The organism is Caulobacter sp. DMC95 (assembly GCF_056313785.1).
Genome location: NZ_JBQUZP010000001.1, coordinates 109,617 through 127,551, shown reverse-complemented (window position 1 = coordinate 127,551; position 17,935 = coordinate 109,617). Strand labels below are relative to the sequence as shown.

Here is a 17,935-nt window from a genome sequence, read left to right as displayed (position 1 = left end):
TCCTTCCGGCCTCTTCGAGAGTCGGGGTTTTTCATGATCAGATGGCGTTCCGTGGCGATGGCCACCAGCCTACTCGCCTTGGGCCTTTCGGCCTGCGCGACGACCGGGACCGGCGGTCCCGCCAAATCGTCCGCGCCCGCTAAGCCGGCGGAAAAGGCTGAGGTCAAGCCGCTGCCCAAGGGCCTGGACGGACAGGCCTCCACAGGTTTCCCGTCCACCTACAAGCCGCTGCCGTCCCGTGCGACCGCGTTCGTCGGCGCTACGGTGCTGACGGCCACCGGGCAGCAGATCGAAAACGGCGTGGTGTTTGTCTCTGAGGGCAAGATCACGTCCGTCGGCGGACCCGAGACCCCGATCCCTGCCGACATTGCGGTGATCGACGCCAAGGGCAAGTGGATCACGCCCGGCATCATCGACGCCCACAGCCATCTTGGCGTCTACCCCTCGCCCGGCGTCTCCGCGCGCTCCGACGGCAACGAGGCGACCGACCCGAACACGGCGCAGGTCTGGTCGGAGCACTCGGTTTGGCCGCAGGATCCGGGCTTCAACCGCGCCCGCGCCGGCGGCGTGACGACCCTGATGATCCTCCCTGGCTCGGCGAACCTGTTCGGCGGCCGCTCGGTGACCTTGAAGAACGTCCCATCGCTGACGATGCAGGGCATGAAGTTCCCTGGCGCGCCCTACGGTCTGAAGATGGCCTGCGGCGAAAACCCCAAGCGCGTCTATGGAGGCAAGGGTCGCAATCCCTCGACCGCCATGGGCAACGCCTTTGGCTTCCGTCGGGCTTGGATCGATGCGGCCGACTACGCTCGCAAGTGGGACGATTTCCGCGCCAAGCAGCAGAAGGGCGAAAAGGCCGACGCGCCCAAGCGTGACCTGCAGCTGGAAACCCTGGCCGGCGTGCTGAAGGGCGAGATCCTGGTGCAGAACCACTGCTACCGCGCCGACGAAATGGCGGTGATGATCGATATCGCCAAGGAGTTTGGCTACAAGATCACGATGTTCCATCACGCGATCGAGAGCTACAAGCTCGCGCCCGTGCTGGCCAAGGAAGAGATCTGCTCGGCCACCTGGGCCTCGTGGACCGGCTTCAAGATGGAAAGCCTGGACGGCATCGACGCCAACGCCGCCATTCTGGCCAAGAACGGGGCGTGCGTGGTCATCCACTCCGACGATGCGATCATGACCCAGCGCCTCAACCAGGAGGCTGCGATCGGCATGGCCGCCGGCGCCAAGCTCGGGATCAACATCCCGCGGGCCGAAGCGATCAAGTGGATCACCGCCAACCCGGCCAAGGCCATGGGCATCGGCGACAAGACCGGCTCGATCGAGCCCGGCAAGGCCGCCGACCTGGTGGTCTGGAGCCGCGATCCGTTCAGCGTCTACGCCCAGGCCGAGCAGGTCTATATCGACGGCGCGCTGACCTACGACCGCAAGGACCCGCGCTTCCAGCCCAAGTCCGATTTCGAGCTCGGCCAGCCCGGCCAAGGAGCGTTCAACTGATGATCCGGTCCCTGCTTCTCGCCAGCGCCGCCTGCGCCCTGGCCTTCCCCGCCGCAGCCGAGACGGTCGCCATCGTCAACGCCCGCCTCGAGCCCGTGTCCAGCGCGGCGATCCCGAGCGGAACCCTGGTGATCAAGGACGGCAAGATCGCCGCCCTCGGCGCCAGCGTTCAGGTCCCGGCAGGCGCCCGTGTCATCGACGCCAAGGGCGGGGTCGTCACCCCTGGCATGATCGCGCCGTCCTCGAACCTCGGCGCGTCCGAGATCAGCGGCGTGCGCGAGACCCGCGACGACGGCACCGGCAGCGCCCTGAGCGCCGCGTTCGACATCAGCTACGCCATCAACCCGGCCTCGACCTTCCTGGGCCTGGCCCGCGACGGCGGCATAACCGGCTCGGCAGTGACCCCGGTGCTCTCGGGCTCCGGCGGCGGCGCGCATGAGCATGCCGATGACGGCGTGGTCGAGGAGATGACGGCCGGCGCGCACGGCGACGGCGATCCGCCGCTGTTCGGAGGCCAGGCGGCGTTCATCCGTCTCAAGGCCGGCAGCCCCGACATCGTCGAGGGTTCCAAGCTGGCTGTCACCGTGTCGCTCGGCGAAAGCGGCGCCCGGTCGGCCGGCGGCTCGCGCGGCGCCAACCTGATCCTGATCCGCTCGGCCCTGGAGGACGCCCGGGCGTTCGCCAATCGCCGCGCCGCGTTCGAGCAGGGCGCCACCCGCGACTTTGGCCTCTCGCGTCTGGACCTTGCGGCCCTGATCCCGGTCGTCCAGGGCAAGACCCCGCTGCTGATCCGCGTCTCCCGCGCCGCCGACATCCGCCAGGCGCTGAAGCTGGCGGCCGAGGAGAAGGTCAAGATCGTCCTCGAAGGCGTCGAGGAAGGCTGGATGGTCGCGGCCGAGATCGCCAAGGCCGGCGTGCCGGTGATCCTGGACCCGCAGGCCGACCTGCCCGACAGCTTCGAGACCCTGGGCTCTCGCCTCGACAACGCCGCCCGGCTGCACGCCGCTGGCGTTTCGGTGGCCATCAACGGCTCGCGGGACTTCAACAACCTGCGTCAGGAGCGCCTTAACGCGGGTCTGGCGGTCGCCAACGGCCTGCCCTACCCGGCCGCCCTGGCCGCCGTGACCCTGGTCCCGGCCAAGATCTGGGGCCAGGCCGACAAGGTCGGGTCGCTCGAGGTCGGCAAGGTCGCCGATGTGGTCGTATGGAACGGCGATCCGCTGGAGACCACCAGCTGGCCGACGGCCGTGCTGGTCGGCGGCGTCGAGCAGCCCAAGGACGGCCGCCACCAGCAGCTGAAGGCCCGCTACGCGGCCAGCGACCAGAGCGGCTATCCGCCGGCCTATCGCTAGACGGGAGAGCGCCCCCTCCGGCCCTACGGGCCACCTCCCCCGTTTCACGGGGGAGGATGCTCTCCTCCTCCCTTGCGAAGCGGGGGAGGTGGCGCGAGGCGAAGCCTCGTGACGGAGGGGGCGTCCCCAAGTTTCTCTTTTCAGGGGATGTCGGGACCGCCATACGAGGCCCCCGCGTTCGAATCGCCTAGACTTCCCCTGATGTCCTCCTCCGATAAGACCCCTTCCCTGTTTGGTGACGACGACGCCCTGGCGCCGGTCCCCGCCGCGCCGTTCAAGGCCAGCGTGGAGCCGCACGTCGAGGCGACGCCGCGTCCGATCCCGCCGCCCCCGCCCTCGAAGGCCGCGCCCCCGGCAGCGCCCGCCGGCAAGCCCGGCGAGTACTCGGCCGCCGACATCGAGGTGCTCGAAGGCCTGGAGCCGGTCCGCAAGCGGCCGGGCATGTACATCGGCGGCACCGACGAGCGGGCCCTGCACCACCTGTTCGCCGAAGTGCTGGACAACTCGATGGACGAGGCCGTGGCCGGCTTCGCCAAGACCATCGAGGTCAAGCTCGACGCCGACGGCTTCCTGTCGGTCAAGGACGACGGTCGCGGCATGCCCGTCGACCCGCACCCCAAGTATCCCGGCAAGTCGGCGCTGGAGGTCATCATGACCGTCCTGCACGCCGGCGGTAAGTTCACGGGCAAGGCCTATGAGACCTCCGGCGGCCTGCACGGCGTCGGCGCCAGCGTGGTCAACGCCCTGTCCGAGCGCGTCGAGGTCACCGTCTGGCGCGACGGCTTCGAGCACCTCCAGGTCTTCGCCCGCGGCAAGCCGCTGGGGCCGATCCAGCAGGTCGCGCCGTCGAAGAAGAAGGGCACCATGGTGCGCTTCAAGCCCGACGACGAGATCTTCGGCGAAGGGACCAATTTCAAGCCCGCGCGCCTCTACCGCATGGCCCGCTCCAAGGCCTATCTGTTCCGGGGCGTGCAGATCAAATGGTCCTGCGATCCCTCCCGGATCCATGACCAGACCCCGCCCGAGGCCACGTTCCACTTCCCCAACGGCCTGGCCGACTTCCTGGCCGAGCGGACCAAGGGCCTGACGACGATCACGCCCGAGAGCTTCTCGGGCCGCATCGAGCGCCAGGGCGAGGCCGGCGCCGTCGAGTGGGCCGTCAGCTGGACGCCCCAGGGCTTTGGCGAGCACGACGGCTTCATGCAGTCGTACTGCAACACCGTGCCCACGCCCGAAGGCGGCACCCACGAGAGCGGCTTCCGCGCCGCCCTGACCCGGGGCCTCAAGGCCTATGCCGAGCTCAAGGGCGAGAAGCGCGGGACGATCATCACCGCCGACGACGTCGTCGCCCAGGCCGGGGCCCTGATCTCGGTGTTCATCAAGAACCCCGAGTTCCAGGGCCAGACCAAGGAAAAGCTCTCCACCAGCGAGGCCCAGCGCTTCGTCGAGGCGGCCCTGCGCGACCCGTTCGATCTGTGGCTGACCTCCAGCCCCAAGAACGCCCAGGCCCTCTTGGAATTCGTCATCGAGCGGGCCGAGGAACGCCTCAAGCGCCGCAAGGACAAGGAAGTCTCCCGCGCCAGCGCCACCCGCAAGCTGCGCCTGCCGGGCAAGCTGGCCGACTGCGCCGGGAGCGCGGTCGACGGCGCCGAGCTCTTCATCGTCGAAGGCGACAGCGCCGGCGGCTCAGCCAAACAGGCCCGCGACCGCAAGTTCCAGGCGATCCTGCCCCTGCGCGGCAAGATCCTCAACGTGGCCTCGGCCAGCGGCGAGAAGTTCACCGCCAACAAGGAGCTGTCGGACCTGATGCTGGCCCTGGGCGCCCAGGCCGGCTCCAAGTACCGCGAGGAGGATCTGCGCTACGAGCGGATCATCATCATGACGGACGCCGACGTCGACGGCGCCCACATCGCCTCCCTGCTGATCACCTTCTTCTACCGCACCATGCCGGACGTTATCCGTCAGGGGCACCTGTTCCTGGCCCTGCCGCCGCTGTACCGCATCAGCCACGGCGGCAAGTCCGAGTACGCCCGCGACGACGCCCACAAGGACGAGCTCCTGGCCACGGTGTTCAAGGGCAAGAAGCCCGAGATCGGCCGCTTCAAGGGCCTGGGCGAGATGATGGCCTCCCAGCTGAAGGAGACCACCATGGATCCCAAGCGCCGCACCCTGGCCCGCGTGACCCTGCCCCGCCACGAGGAAAGCGTCGAAGACCTGGTCGAGACCCTGATGGGCCGCAAACCCGAACTGCGGTTCCGCTTCATCCAGGAGAACGCCGAGTTCGCGGCGGCGGATCTGGATCTGTAGGGCGTTAAGCGCCCCCGCCGTCACGCGGCTACGCCGCGCGCCACCTCCCCCGTTCCACGGGTGAGGAGGAGACCATCATCCTCCCCCGCGTGCGGGGGAGGTGGATCGGCGCGGATACGCGACGAGACGGAGGGGGCGCTCCTCTGCGGGCACACCCCCACCCCCTCACGCGATCGCTCGCTGAGTGGATGGAAAGGGACGCGGAGCGCCGGACATCCGTCCGGAGAAGATTGATAACTACCGTTTCGACGAAGCCTGACGCTCCGCGCAGCCGTTTTCCGTCAGCGTCCCGTCAGGTGGCCCTGTTCAGGCCTTACCGGGACCCGAGCCCCTGGTTTCCCAGGCGCCCGACGATCAAGGAGGACGAGCCACTCCAGGCTAAGACACATCCTTTTGCCCTCGACCACGCCGACGGCGGGCGGGTGAGCCCAGCAAGCTCAGCCCCGGACCGTCCGAGTATCCCCCTCGAACCTGTCCCCGCTCGACCGCCCCCCCGCCGCCACGATGGTCGCTGGCCATGCGCCCTTTCCTCGCGACGAGGTGGGTAGAGACTACGACAGGTTTTCAGGCCGGGGACGAAACGGCGAAAACGCTCACCCAATCCCCTCTCCCAAAGGGAGAGGGAGGGGCCCAAGCGAAGCTTGGGAGGGTGAGGGGTTTCACCCTTTCCGGCCAAGACGGGGCCTGACAAGAGGCTGAAAAGGCGGGGTTTTCACAGCCGATGCCATACCCCCTCACCCTCCCGTCGCTGCGCGGCGGGCCCCTCCCTCTCTCTAAGAGAGAGGGATTTCAGCGCCCGTCCCGATCAGCGGATTGGCCCCCTGCTCCGCCCGCATGCGGTAGGCCATCACCGCCGTGTGGCCCAGTTTCTCGACCAGGCGCCAGTTGACGATGGCGCCCAGCGGCGCGCCGACTACGGGCAGGAACTGGGCCAGTTTGGCCAGATCGATGTGGTCGCGGTACTGCTGCTGGAAGGCCCGCCAGTCGAAGGCGTCCAGGTCCTGGGGATGGGGCTTTGAGTCCCAGTGGTCCATCGTCGCCAGCACGGCGGCGCGGTGCTCGGTGTCGGAGAACGCCAGCTCGAAGATGTGCAGGATAAACAGCCGCTCGCTCAGCACCGTGCCGTCATGGCCAAACACTGCGGCGATCTCGAACAGCAGCTTGATCTTGAAGCTCATCAGCAGCGGAAAGTCCGCCGCCGCCAGCAAAAAGCCCCCGGCCCCGGTCACACCGCCCTCGACGGCGGCCGTCTTCTTCCAGCCGTCGATCGCCTTGGCCGCCCGCGCCCGGCGCTCGTCCAGGGAGAGGCCCGCCAGCGGCGAGCCGGTGGTGAAGTCCGACCCGACCAGCAGCGCCCGCGTCATGCCCTCGATGGCGCTGGTGATCGCCGCGTGGACCTTGTCGGGGATGATCCGGTTGATCCGCTGCTGCGCCGCCCGCGCCAGGCCGTTCAGCGGCCCCGGCGGCTGGGTCATCTGCGCGCGCCAGGCCAGGAGGTCGGGGGAGAGGGTCATGGGGTTGAGATAGGGGTTCGGGGCGCACGGGTGAAGGCCGCTGGTCTGTTGGGGCTGGAACTCGGCGCCGATTGGATCCCTCTCTCATGGAGAGAGGGAGGGGCCCGCCGCGAAGCGGTGGGAGGGTGAGTGGGTTGGCGAAGCCCGAGGACGATCCAGGCGCAGGAACGAACGACGTGCCGGCTCGCCGGCCAAGGGTGTAACCACTCACCCTCCCAAGCTTCGCTTGGGCCCCTCCCTCTCTCAAAGAGAGAGGGGTTCGACGCAACGGATCGTGAGGAGCACGCCTGACATCTCACGACAAGACAATCGAAGGGCTGATTGCTCTAGCGATCGCGCACAACATTCCTCTGCCCTAAGAGCAACCCGCTATCCAGCGAGGCATTTGGAAGACCAGCTCACCGATATCGGGCTGAGTTTTCTTCACAGTGGGCCCTCACACGTGCGAGCCAAGAGTCAAACCACTCCCAAGACCCTTTATAGACCCCCGACTTTCCGAAACCTTTACCTGGATTTTTTGCGTCGAGAGATTGCCAGAGTTCGGTGTGATCCCGCAGACGAAAATTGGGAAAGCCCTCCCCGTGCATTGCTGCGACAATCTGCGAAGCAGAGTATCGGCGTTTGTCCACATCCTTGATCAGAACGCGAGTTATTTCCTCATATTCGGCTGAGTCCGATCTAATAAACTCAATAGCTTCATCTGAGGCGCTCGCCCGTGCACCAATCTTAGGCATGAAAATAACTCGATGGGCAAAGGCCTGATCGGCCTGCTCTTCCGCAGTTAGCCCTTCGTAGAAAGCGTCCATCATCGCTGAGATGTTTGGGGGGAGCGAGTTAGCCTTCTTCAGGAGCGCTCGCTGACTGGAGCCAAACGTAACAAACTGCAGTGCTATTGGGAGGCGTCGCTCTAGTGCGTACTGTGAACCAAAGAGTGTTTTCACAGCCTCGTTGAAATTGATGCAGCAGGCTTGCAGTTTCGCGCTAACGGCATCGTCTATCCGACCAGTTGAACGATGCTCGATTTCGTGTCTCAGCGTCAGTATAAATTCAAGGTTCTTCACTACTCCATTGCCCACCGGACATTTGGCATGGCGAAGGCAGAACCCAAGCTCCCAGTACTTCTCCGCACCCTCCGGTGTCGTAGCGACGGTTCCATCAGCGTTTTTGTAGCGATGATCAACGCCCTCTCGCCGATAGAAAGCATGCATGAGATAAGTCCACGCGATCACCGCCGTTACTATGAATAGTTCAGCACGAAACGTCAGACCGGCGCCATTGAACGTGTGGACAGCGGCGATCATGGCCTCACGAGCTTTGATAAGTAGTTCATCTCCACGAATGCTGAGGCCAGTCTGGGGATCTATATCGGCCCAGGTTGCGAGGAAGTCATCAAGCTGCGCATCGGTCGCCGCGGCTACTTCTTTGAATCGGGTTCTTTTCCGTATCTGGCCGATCAGACGATGGTTCACCGTCCTTAAAGGTCTCGTAAAATAGGCCAGTATCTCTTGGTCGTTCCATCCACCTCTTGCCTGCATAGCTTTTACAAGCGCGACTTCCCATCCATCTAACGTACTTGCTAGCTTCCCTCGCGCCATATTGTTTCCCCGGTTTCTTCATCGATCTTAGCTTTGAGAGAAGCGCCTGTGTCGAGAGGAAAGTGTGGTCGCATTTCACGGGCTTGGGGCTAGTCTTGACCACATTCGCCGGCTTCTAAGGACCGCCCCCATCCACACCTCCCCCGCCCCTATCCCCATCATCCCCAGCCCCCGCACCTCCCCCGCCCCGCCGAAGCGGCCTATATCCCTGTCCTGACGTTCACCACGCTGGACTCCCGGATTGTCCACCCAGTTCAAACTGCCGCTGGCTTCGCCGCTGACCCATGGGCGGGAGGACTTCGCCGTCTCGCCCAGCAATGGCGAGGCGGTGGCGCGGCTGGACGCCTGGCCGGACTGGGCCGAGGGGCGCCTCGTGCTGGTGGGACCGGCCGGGTGCGGCAAGAGCCATCTGGCGCGGGCCTGGGCGGCGGCGGCCGGGGCCGTGGTGGTCGAGGCGGCCGATCCGGACGCCGCGCCGGTTGACCTGTCGGCCCTGCGCGGCCGGGCGGTGCTGGTCGAGGACGCCGACCGCCGGGCGCTGGGCGGCGCGGTGTCGGACGAGGCGCTGTTCCACATTCTGAACATGGCCGGGGTGGACGGCGGGACCGTGCTGCTGACCGGCCGCACCGCGCCCCTGGCCTGGAGCGCCGGGGTGGCCGACCTGCGCTCGCGGCTCAACGCCTTGTCGGTGGCCGAAATCGCCGAGCCCGACGACGTGGTGCTGGAGGCGGTGCTGCGCCGGGCCTTCGCCGCGGCCTGGTGGAAGCCCGAGCCCGACCTCTATCCCTACCTGCTGGCCCGCCTGCCCCGCTCGGCCGCCGAGGCCCAAGCCGCGGCGGCCCTGCTGGCCGAGGCCGCCGCTGACGGTCGGCGCGAGCTGACCAAGGCCCTGGCGCGCGAGGTGCTGGGGGATTTCGAGGGGGATGAGGAGGCGAGTTAAATCCCTCTCTCGTGGAGAGAGGGAGGGGCCCGCCGCGAAGCGGTGGGAGGGTGAGTGGGTAAGCCGTTTCCGGACCGCCATCTGCCCTACTCTCGGTTCTAGACTTGAGCGCGCGTAACCACTCACCCTCCCGCGCCTGCGGCGCGGGCCCCTCCCTCTCTCAAAGAGAGAGGGACTCATTTTGCCCTGTCGTCACCGCGTCACTTGTCTCGTTCACCATGACGGAACAAAGTTCGCCTATATAGATGACATGACCGACGCCCTGCCGATCGCCGCCAACGCTGAAGCCTCCGCTGCGGACACCCTGTCGCTCGACGCCGAGCTGATGGCCTCGCCCGAACGGTTCTTCAACCGCGAGCTCTCGTGGCTGGCCTTCAACCAGCGGGTGCTGGAGGAGAGCGGCAATCCGCGTCACCCGCTGCTGGAGCGCTTAAGGTTCCTGTCGATCAGCGCCAACAACCTCGACGAATTCTACATGGTGCGCGTGGCCGGCCTCAAAGGGCAGGTGCGCGAGGGCGTGCGGGTGGTCAGCCAGGACGGCCTGATCCCCAGCGAGCAGTTGAACCGCATCAACGCCTCGGCCTTCGAGCTGATGGCCGAGCAGCAGAAGATCTGGCGCCAGGTGCGCACCGAGCTGTGGGACGAGGGCCTCAAGCTGCTCGACGCCAAGGACATCGAGGGCGAGGACAAGGTCCGGGCCGAAGAGATCTTCCGCAATCAGATCTTCCCGGTGCTGACGCCGCTGGCCATCGACCCCGCCCACCCGTTCCCGTTCATCCCGAACCTGGGCTTCTGCCTGGCCTTGAAGCTGCGGCGCATCGCCGACGACAAGCACCTCTACGCCCTGGCCCCGATCCCCTCGCAGGTGCGCCGGTTCTGGGAGCTCAGCTCGGTGGTGTCGCGCGGCAAGAAGCGCCAGCGCAAGATCGTGGCGCTGGAAAGCTTCATCATCCTCTTTCTGGACCACCTGTTCCCCGGCTATGAGGTCGAGGGCCGGGGTCTGTTCCGCCTGATCCGCGACAGCGACCTCGAAATCGAGGAAGAGGCCGAAGACCTGGTGCGCGAGTTCGAGGCGCGGCTGAAGAAGCGGCGTCTGGGCCAGGTGGTGCGGGTCAAGATCCAGACCACCATGCCGGCCGACCTGCGCGACTTCATCACCGAGGGCCTGCGCGCCGAGCCCGAGGACGTGGTGCTGGTCGACGGCAAGCTGGGTTTGGCCCAGATGTCCGAGCTGATCCCGCCGGACCGGCCGGACCTGAAGTTCCCGCCCTTCAACGCCCGCTTCCCCGAGCGCATCCGCGACCACGGCGGCGACTGCTTTGCGGCGATCCGCGAGAAGGACATCCTGGTCCACCACCCGTTCGAGAGCTTCGACGTGGTGGTGCAGTTCCTGCGCCAGGCCGCGCGTGACCCCAACGTGCTGGCGATCAAGCAGACCCTGTACCGAACCTCCAAGGACAGCCCGATCGTGGCGGCCCTGATCGAGGCGGCCGACAACGGCAAGAACGTCACCGCCCTCGTGGAGATCAAGGCAAGGTTTGACGAAGAGAATAACTTGAAGTGGGCGCGCGACCTGGAGCGGGCGGGCGTGCACGTGGTGTTCGGCTTCGTCGACTGGAAGACCCACGCCAAGCTGTCGGTGGTGGTGCGCCGCGAGGGCGAGGCGCTGCGGACCTACTGCCACTTCGGCACCGGCAACTATCACCCGCAGACGGCCAGGGTTTACACCGACCTTAGCCTGTTCACCTGCGACCCGGCCCTGGGGCGCGACGGCGGCAAGCTGTTCAACTTCATCACCGGCTACGCTCAGCCCGGCCGGCTGGAGAAGCTGTCGTTCTCGCCCCAGACGCTGAAGCCGGACCTGCTGCGGATGATCGCCCTGGAGGCCGACGCCGCCCGGGCGGGCCGTCCGGCGGGGATCTGGGCCAAGATGAACGCGGTCGTCGATCCGCAGATCATCGACGCCCTCTACGCGGCCAGCCAGGCGGGCGTGCAGATTGACCTCGTGGTGCGCGGCATCTGCTGCCTGCGTCCGGGCATCAAGGGCCTGTCGGAGAACATCCGGGTCAAGTCGATCGTCGGCCGGTTCCTGGAGCACTCGCGCATCGTCGCCTTCGCCAACGGCGCGCCGATGCCCAGCGCCCAGACGCGGCTCTATATGAGCTCGGCCGACTGGATGCCGCGCAACCTCGACCGCCGGGTCGAGAGCCTGGTGCCGATCGAGAACCCGACGGTGCACCAGCAGGTGCTGGACCAGATCATGGTCGCCAACCTCAACGACGAGGCCCAGAGCTGGAAGCTGGACAGCGAAGGCGACTACGCCCGCGATCCGGCCTGGAAGACCAAGGGCGCGTTCTCGGCCCACGACTACTTCATGACCAATCCCAGCCTGTCGGGACGCGGTCACGGGGCCCGCGACCTGCCGCGCGCCTTTGACCACGTGGGTCCCAAGCGCAAGCGGTGAGGCGCGCCGCCCTCGCCGTCCTGCTGCTGGTTCCGGTCCTCGCCGGCTGCGCGCCCAAGGGCGAACGGGGGACTGAGATCTGCGCGATCCAAGCCCTGCCCGCCCGCCCCGGCTTCGACCGCTTCGGCGCGCCGCCGCCGGGCCTGGAGAAACTGGCTCAGGCCACGGCTGAGGTCTACGGCCCCGGGATCGCCGGCGGCTACGGCGTGCGCTGGTGGGGTCCGTGCGGTCCCAGCGCCAAGACCACCGACATGCTGCTGCTGGGCCCCGCGCCCTGGGCCCTGACCAAGGGCGGCCCCCGCGCCGACGGCCATCAGGTCGCCTACGGCACCTGCTACCACCGGCGCCAGGCCGACGGCTGGCGCACCGTGGCCTGCCGGATCAACCGCTAGGCGGCCTTCGCCGAAGTCATCCCCATGGAAAATCGTCGCGAGACGATCGGTCCTGCTTTCCCCCGCCGGGGAATAGGCTAAAGGACGCCCATGCCCTTCCAGGCCCCGCGCGACGCGGCTGTCATCGATATCGGCTCCAACTCGGTCCGCCTGGTGGTGTACCGGCTGGAAGGCCGCGCCATCTGGACCGTGTTCAACGAGAAGGTTCTGGCCGGCCTTGGCCGCGACCTCTCCAAGACCGGCCGCCTCGCCCCCGAGGGCGTCGTCCAGACCCTGCAGGCCCTGAAGCGCTTCCGCGCCGTGCTGGAAGCGGTGAACCCGGCCGAGACCTTCGTGGTCGCCACCGCCGCCGCGCGCGAGGCGGAGGATGGTCCGGACTTCATCATCCGTGTGCGGGAAGAGACCGGCTTCAACGTCCGCGTTCTGTCCGGTGAGGAAGAGGCCCACTACGCCGCCGTCGGCGTGCTGGCCGGCGCGCCGGACGCCACGGGCGTGGTCGGCGACCTCGGCGGCGCCAGCCTTGAGCTGGTCCATCTGTCGGAGACCGGCGCGGGCCGTGGCGTCACCCTCCCGCTCGGACCGTTCAGCCTGGCGGGTCCAGGAGGAACCGCAAACGGCTTTGACGCCGACCGCGTCCGCCGACTGGTTCACGAGCGACTGGCGAGCGTCGCCGCCGATTTCCGCACCGAGACCTTTCACGCTGTCGGCGGCGCCTGGCGCAACCTGGCCCTGCTGCACATGCGCCTGTCGGGCTATCCGCTGCACGTCGTCCATCAGTACAAGATCAGCGCCGCCGAAGCGCTGGACGCCGCCCGTCTTGTCGCCCATCAGTCGAAGAGCTCGCTGGAGCGCATCGAGGGCATGAGCAAGAAGCGTTCGGAGACCCTCCCCTACGCCGCCATCGTCCTGGAAGCCCTGATCGAGCAGCTTCAGTTGAAGCGCATCGAGATCTCGGCCTACGGCGTGCGCGAGGGTTTGCTGTTCGAGGCCATGCCGCCCCGCGTGCGGGGACTGGATCCGTTGATCGAAGGCTGCGGCGCGCTGGGGCATCGCCAAGGCGTCGCCGACGACTTGGGCCCCGCCTTGGACGCCTGGATCGGGCCGGCCTTCAGCCAGTTGCCCGCCTTGTTTGACGACCGCGACTCGGTGCTGATCTCGGCCGCCTGCCGTCTGGCCGATATGGGCGTACGCCTGCACCCCGATCACCGGGCCGATCTTGTGTTCGAACAGGTGCTGCGCGCCCCGATCGCCGGCCAGGGCCATGCCGAGCGCTGCTTTCTGGCCGCCGCCGCCCACGCCCGCCACGCCACCAACTTCCATCCGCCCGAGCTGGAAACCCTGGAACGCCTATTGAGCCCGGCTCAGCTGAAGCGCGCCCGGGCCTTGGGCGCGACGATCCGCCTGGCCTGCGACCTGTCGGGGCGCAGCCCCAGCCTGCTGGCCCATTCGCGGCTGAGCCTGGACAAGCACCATCTGATCCTGGCCGCCGAGCCAGGCTTTGCAAATCTGCTTCTTGGTGAACAGACCAATAAGCGCGCCAACACGGCCGCGCAGCATCTTGGACTGAAAGCAAAGATTATCGCGGGGTAATCTCTGTGTAAAAGACCAGTCCAGATCATACTTAACCCGATCTGAATTTCCCCATTACGGGGGAAATGACAAGTTGACGCAGCCAAAACGTGTAGAAAACGCACGGTTTGTTAGCCTTGCCACGCGCAACCTTCCTCCAACAACAAATGTGGAGGTCAGTGATGTTGCAGCGTAAGTTCGACTATCTCGACGCGATCGCTCCGGCTCCGGCCGCTCGCAAGCGCCCCGAACTCCGGGTGGCCAATGACCACGACGCGCCCGTGACCAGCGCCGCGCGCACCCTGCAATCTGAACTGGGCCGCGTCTTCGCCCAGGAAAGCACCTGGTCGGTCCGCCGCACGGTGGCGATTGGTGTGGTGTTCCACCTGGGCGTCTTCTGCGCTCTTGGCCTCGCCGCTGGCGGCGCCCTGGCGCAGTTCGCCCATTGAGCCCCAGAGAGTCTTGACCGCGTCTAGTCAGGCTAGTCCGCCAACTCCGAGCCGCTCGTGACGGGATCGCCCCGATCCAGCTCAAGGAAATCGGTGAACGGCAGCCCGTAGACGCGGTCAAAGAACTCGGCCTGATAGCGGAACGGCAGGTTGGCGTCGCTGTTCCAGAGCATGACGATGCCGGTCCGGGTCGCCGGTTCGAACATCATCGTCGAGCGATACCCCGCCACGCCGCCGCTATGCCCCACAAGGTCGTGGCCGCGATAGGTGAAGCTGCGCATGCCCAGGCCGTAGCCCGGCCCTTTCAGTTCGCGCGCGATGTTGAGCCGCCCATAGGGCCGGCCCGTTCCCACACGAGAACGCTGCACCTCGCCCAAGACGCCGGCCGACAGCACATCAGGACGCAATCCCATCTGCGCCTGCATCCAGATCGCGAGATCCACGATCGTGGAGTTCACGCCGGCGGCGGCGGGGACATGATAGTAGGCGTCGGAAAACGGCAACGCGCGACCGTGCCGCGACGGCTTGGCCCAGTGGGCGGACGACTTCAGGCCGCCCTCCCCGAACGTCGCATTCTTCATCCCGAGCGGCTCGAACAGGCGACGCTTGACCGCCTCGGCGTAGTCCAGACCGGTGCGGGCGTGGATGACCTCGGTGATCGTGTCGTAGGCGATGTTCTGATAGGTGTGACAGGTCCCCGGCGGGCAGACTGGCTTCAAGCTCGCGAACGAGCCGCGAATGACAGTGGGATCCTCGCCGTCCTCCAGCCTCCCATCATAAGCGTTGCGTCCCAAGCCGGTGCGCTGGGCGAGCAGTTGCTCCAGCGTCAAGCCGACTTGCGCGTCGCCGGGCAGCTTCAGGCTGGTGTTGAAGACGGACAGCGGGTCCTGCAGCGATAGCGCGCCGTCAGCCGCCAATCGGGCGGTCAGGGTTCCCGCGACCGTCTTGGACAGCGAAGCCCAGCGGAACACGGTCTTGGCGTCGACGCGCTCGGTATTGTCGGCGGCGGTGTAGCCATAGCCATGGACGAAGGCCAGCCGACCATCTTCGACGATGGCCACGGCCAAACCTTGCATCGAGCGATCCGTCATCATCGCTCTCAAGCGCGCATCGACGGCCCGATAGTCGATCCGGCCGCGCCAGTCGGCTGGGTCCTCCGGGATCGGCGCGACGACGCTGGAAAGCTGCGGCGGCAGGATGGCGGGCGCGGCGCGCTTTAGAAAAGGCAGAGCGATCAGACCCGCAAGCACCAGGGCCCCTACGCCGGCGGCAAGCCATTTCAGGCGGCGACGCCGCTCCCAGTCGCTCTGTTCGCCGGTGTCCAACACGCGTCTACTCTTGAAACTAGAAAGGGACCGGATCGCGGCATGGCGCGCGATCCGGTCCCTTCTAGGCAGACTCGCTGGCCGACCCAACCAGGGGGCCGGTCACGGCTTGGGGAGAACTATTCGCTCTTGGGGGCGCGGCGCACCTCGACCACCCGCACGCGGGCGCCGTCCAGCACCAGCGCCAGCTCGCCCCGCTTGATCTTCAGGGCGTCGGAGCCGAACGCCTCGCGGCGCCAGCCCGCCAGCGCCGGGGTCGCGGCGTTGTCGTCGGCGGCGATCTTTTCGAGATCCGAGACCGTGGCGATCAGCTTGGAGGCTACGCCGGCTTCCTCGGCGCGCGCCTTGAGCAACACCTTCAGAAGCTCGACCACAGCGCCAGCGTTCTGGGGCGGGGGCGGGCCTAGCTTGTCGACGACGGGCGCATAGCCCTCGGGATCGGCCAGCGCGTCCTTGATGGCGGCCAGGAGATCGGGGCCGAACTTGCTGCCGCCAAAGCCCTTGGGCACGCCGCGCAGGTTGTTGAGGGCTTCCAGGCTGCTGGGCGCCTGCGTGGCCAACTCGTCGATGGCCTCGTCCTTCAAGATCCGGCCGCGCGGTTGATCGCGGTTCTGGGCGGTGCGTTCGCGCCAGGCGGCGACGGCCTTGAACACCGCAAGGTACTTCGCGGCGGTCTTGCGCGGACGCAGGCGACGCCAGGCTTTCTCCGGGTCCACGTCATAGGCGGCCGGATCGGAGATGGCGGTCATCTCTTCCTCGACCCAGGCCAGGCGCCCCGAGGTCTCCAGGCGCTCGCGAAGAATGGGGAACAGTTTGGCCAGGTGCGTGACGTCGGCCAGCGCGTAGCTGGTCTGAGCCTCGGTCAGCGGACGTCGCGCCCAGTCGGTGAAGCGGCTGGACTTGTCGATCTCGATCCGCAGCATCTGACGCACCAGGGCGTCATAGGCGATCTGCTCGCCGAAGCCCGCCGCCATGCCGGCGACCTGGGTGTCGAACAGAGGCTTGGGCATCGCCTTCAGATTGTTGAAGATCTCTACGTCCTGGCGGGCGGCGTGGAACACCTTGAGGATGCGTTCGTCACGCATCACGGTCAGCAACGGCTCCAGATCGATACCATCGGCCAGCGGGTCGATGACGGCTTCCTGGGTGAGGGACGCGACCTGGATCAGGCACAGCTTGGGCCAGTAGGTCGTCTCGCGCATGAACTCGGTGTCCACGGCGACGAAAGGCTCGCCCGCAAGGCCATTACAGAACGCCGCCAACTCGGCGGTGGTGGTGATCAGCTTCATCCGCTGCTAATAGCCTCGCGCACCCCCGAGTCTGCAAGCGTCAAGACGCGCCAAGCGTGGCCGGGAAGCAAATTTTCCGCGAGTTCGGACGGCGTCGTCGCCTTCCGACAGACCAGAGCGAGCGAATGAGCGATCTGCCGAACGGCCTGACCTACGCCCAGGCGGGTGTCGATATCGATGCGGGCAACGCCCTGGTGGACGCCATCAAGCCGCTGGCCAAGGCGACGCGCCGCCCCGGCGCGGAAGCCAGCCTAGGCGGTTTTGGCGCGTTGTTCGACCTGAAGGCCGCCGGCTACGACGACCCGCTGCTGGTCACCACGACCGACGGCGTCGGCACCAAGCTGCGGATCGCCATCGACACCGGCATGCACGCCACGGTCGGCATCGACCTGGTGGCCATGTGCGTCAACGATCTCCTGGCGCAGGGCGCCGAGCCGCTGATGTTCCTGGACTACTTCGCCACCGGCAAGCTGGACGTCGAGACCGCCAAGAGCGTCGTGGCCGGCATCGCCGAAGGCTGCAAGATCTCGGGCTCGGCCCTGGTGGGCGGCGAAACCGCCGAAATGCCGGGCATGTACGCGGACGGCGAGTACGACCTGGCCGGCTTCTCGGTCGGCGCGGTCAATCGTGACGGGGTGCTGCCCAAGCTGGATCAGCAGCGCGCCGGCGACATCATCATCGGCCTTGGCTCATCGGGTCCGCACTCGAACGGCTACTCCCTCGTGCGTCGCGTCGTCGAGCGCTCGGGCCTGGCCTGGGACGCGCCCTGCCCGTTTGAGACCGGCAAGACCCTGGCCGAGGCCCTGATGGCCCCGACCCGCATCTATGTGAAGTCGCTGCTGCCGCTTCTGAAGTCGGGCCGGATCAAGGGCGGCGCCCACATCACCGGCGGCGGCCTGATCGAGAACCCACCGCGCGCCATCGCCGAAGGCCTGGCCGCCGAATTCGACTGGAACAGCTGGGCCATGCCGCCGGTGTTCGACTGGCTGGCCAAGACCGGCGGCATCACCGAGCACGAGATGCGCCGCACGTTCAACTGTGGGGTCGGTTTCATCATCATCGTGGCGCAGGCCGACGCCGAGCCGGTGCTGGCGGCCCTGCTGAACGCCGGCGAGGACGCGTTTATCTGCGGGCAGCTGGTGAAGGCGTAGAGCCCCCTCCGTCGTGGCGCTCCGCGCCACGCCACCTCCCCCGTTCCACGGGTGAGGAAGACAACTACAATCCTGCTCCCCCGCG

At 67.0% G+C, this 17,935-nt stretch carries 14 protein-coding genes and 1 pseudogene; 9 read left to right on the top strand and 6 right to left on the bottom strand.

Features of this window, described 5'->3' with window-relative positions; all coding sequences use genetic code 11:
- The first annotated feature begins 33 nt into the window (after nucleotides 1-33).
- The 3 genes from ACT53N_RS00600 (at nucleotide 34) to parE (ending at nucleotide 5,162) form a co-directional block, all read left to right on the top strand.
- Nucleotides 34-1,503, top strand: coding sequence for an amidohydrolase (locus ACT53N_RS00600; RefSeq protein WP_476062081.1), 1,470 nt, complete (start codon nucleotides 34-36; stop codon nucleotides 1,501-1,503).
- A complete protein-coding gene (locus ACT53N_RS00595; RefSeq protein WP_476062080.1) occupies nucleotides 1,503-2,855 on the top strand; it encodes an amidohydrolase family protein in 1,353 nt (450 codons plus the stop codon). The genes ACT53N_RS00600 and ACT53N_RS00595 overlap by 1 nt, the downstream gene beginning before the upstream one ends.
- A 201-nt stretch (nucleotides 2,856-3,056) precedes the next feature.
- Nucleotides 3,057-5,162, top strand: a complete 2,106-nt coding sequence (gene parE, locus ACT53N_RS00590; protein WP_476062079.1) for a DNA topoisomerase IV subunit B — start codon at nucleotides 3,057-3,059, stop codon at nucleotides 5,160-5,162.
- A gap of 28 nt (nucleotides 5,163-5,190) precedes the next feature.
- Here parE and ACT53N_RS00585 read toward each other — a convergent pair.
- The 4 genes and pseudogenes from ACT53N_RS00585 to ACT53N_RS00570 all read right to left on the bottom strand — a co-directional run bounded on the left by ACT53N_RS00585 (nucleotide 5,191) and on the right by ACT53N_RS00570 (nucleotide 8,271).
- Nucleotides 5,191-5,397, bottom strand: a pseudogene (locus ACT53N_RS00585) (hypothetical protein).
- Nucleotides 5,398-5,475: 78 nt separating this feature from the next.
- Nucleotides 5,476-5,622 (bottom strand): hypothetical protein, encoded by a 147-nt coding sequence (locus ACT53N_RS00580; protein WP_476062649.1) that lies wholly within the window; start codon nucleotides 5,620-5,622, stop codon nucleotides 5,476-5,478.
- A gap of 313 nt (nucleotides 5,623-5,935) precedes the next feature.
- The gene (locus tag ACT53N_RS00575; protein WP_476062078.1) at nucleotides 5,936-6,676 is read right to left on the bottom strand and encodes an EcsC family protein; all 741 of its coding nucleotides are present in this window, start codon (nucleotides 6,674-6,676) and stop codon (nucleotides 5,936-5,938) included.
- 398 nt (nucleotides 6,677-7,074) lie between these two features.
- Nucleotides 7,075-8,271 (bottom strand): DUF3644 domain-containing protein, encoded by a 1,197-nt coding sequence (locus tag ACT53N_RS00570; RefSeq protein ID WP_476062077.1) that lies wholly within the window; start codon nucleotides 8,269-8,271, stop codon nucleotides 7,075-7,077.
- A gap of 241 nt (nucleotides 8,272-8,512) precedes the next feature.
- Between ACT53N_RS00570 and hdaA the strand changes: the two genes are divergently transcribed.
- From hdaA to ACT53N_RS00545, 5 genes are all read left to right on the top strand, one after another.
- Nucleotides 8,513-9,211 (top strand): DnaA regulatory inactivator HdaA, encoded by a 699-nt coding sequence (gene hdaA, locus ACT53N_RS00565; protein WP_476062076.1) that lies wholly within the window; start codon nucleotides 8,513-8,515, stop codon nucleotides 9,209-9,211.
- A gap of 250 nt (nucleotides 9,212-9,461) precedes the next feature.
- Nucleotides 9,462-11,675, top strand: coding sequence for an RNA degradosome polyphosphate kinase (locus ACT53N_RS00560; RefSeq protein WP_476062075.1), 2,214 nt, complete (start codon nucleotides 9,462-9,464; stop codon nucleotides 11,673-11,675).
- Nucleotides 11,672-12,067, top strand: a complete 396-nt coding sequence (locus ACT53N_RS00555) for a hypothetical protein (protein WP_476062074.1) — start codon at nucleotides 11,672-11,674, stop codon at nucleotides 12,065-12,067. The genes ACT53N_RS00560 and ACT53N_RS00555 overlap by 4 nt, the downstream gene beginning before the upstream one ends.
- Nucleotides 12,068-12,157: 90 nt before the next feature.
- The gene (locus ACT53N_RS00550) at nucleotides 12,158-13,657 is read left to right on the top strand and encodes a Ppx/GppA phosphatase family protein (protein WP_476062073.1); all 1,500 of its coding nucleotides are present in this window, start codon (nucleotides 12,158-12,160) and stop codon (nucleotides 13,655-13,657) included.
- Nucleotides 13,658-13,815: 158 nt separating this feature from the next.
- Nucleotides 13,816-14,085 (top strand): hypothetical protein, encoded by a 270-nt coding sequence (locus ACT53N_RS00545; protein ID WP_310211067.1) that lies wholly within the window; start codon nucleotides 13,816-13,818, stop codon nucleotides 14,083-14,085.
- Nucleotides 14,086-14,117: 32 nt separating this feature from the next.
- Here the strand turns inward: ACT53N_RS00545 and ACT53N_RS00540 are convergent, their stop codons facing one another.
- On the bottom strand, nucleotides 14,118-15,413 hold the full coding sequence (locus ACT53N_RS00540; protein WP_476062072.1) for a serine hydrolase domain-containing protein: 1,296 nt from the start codon (nucleotides 15,411-15,413) through the stop codon (nucleotides 14,118-14,120).
- 116 nt (nucleotides 15,414-15,529) lie between these two features.
- Nucleotides 15,530-16,699, bottom strand: coding sequence for a ribonuclease D (gene rnd, locus ACT53N_RS00535; RefSeq protein WP_476062071.1), 1,170 nt, complete (start codon nucleotides 16,697-16,699; stop codon nucleotides 15,530-15,532).
- Nucleotides 16,700-16,824: 125 nt separating this feature from the next.
- On the opposite strand from rnd, the gene purM reads away from it, so the two are divergent.
- Complete coding sequence (gene purM, locus ACT53N_RS00530; protein WP_476062070.1) at nucleotides 16,825-17,850, top strand: phosphoribosylformylglycinamidine cyclo-ligase; 1,026 nt, start codon at nucleotides 16,825-16,827, stop codon at nucleotides 17,848-17,850.
- The last annotated feature ends 85 nt before the right edge of the window (nucleotides 17,851-17,935 follow it).

Bases quoted from the DNA above. Each gene is read 5' to 3' on its own strand.
- ACT53N_RS00600 (WP_476062081.1), top strand. From the start codon at position 34: ATGATCAGATGGCGTTCCGTGGCGATGGCCACCAGCCTACTCGCCTTG.
- ACT53N_RS00595 (WP_476062080.1), top strand. From the start codon at position 1,503: ATGATCCGGTCCCTGCTTCTCGCCAGCGCCGCCTGCGCCCTGGCCTTC.
- parE (WP_476062079.1), top strand. From the start codon at position 3,057: ATGTCCTCCTCCGATAAGACCCCTTCCCTGTTTGGTGACGACGACGCC.
- ACT53N_RS00575 (WP_476062078.1), bottom strand. From the start codon at position 6,676: ATGACCCTCTCCCCCGACCTCCTGGCCTGGCGCGCGCAGATGACCCAG.
- ACT53N_RS00570 (WP_476062077.1), bottom strand. From the start codon at position 8,271: ATGGCGCGAGGGAAGCTAGCAAGTACGTTAGATGGATGGGAAGTCGCG.
- ACT53N_RS00560 (WP_476062075.1), top strand. From the start codon at position 9,462: ATGACCGACGCCCTGCCGATCGCCGCCAACGCTGAAGCCTCCGCTGCG.
- ACT53N_RS00550 (WP_476062073.1), top strand. From the start codon at position 12,158: ATGCCCTTCCAGGCCCCGCGCGACGCGGCTGTCATCGATATCGGCTCC.
- rnd (WP_476062071.1), bottom strand. From the start codon at position 16,699: ATGAAGCTGATCACCACCACCGCCGAGTTGGCGGCGTTCTGTAATGGC.
- purM (WP_476062070.1), top strand. From the start codon at position 16,825: ATGAGCGATCTGCCGAACGGCCTGACCTACGCCCAGGCGGGTGTCGAT.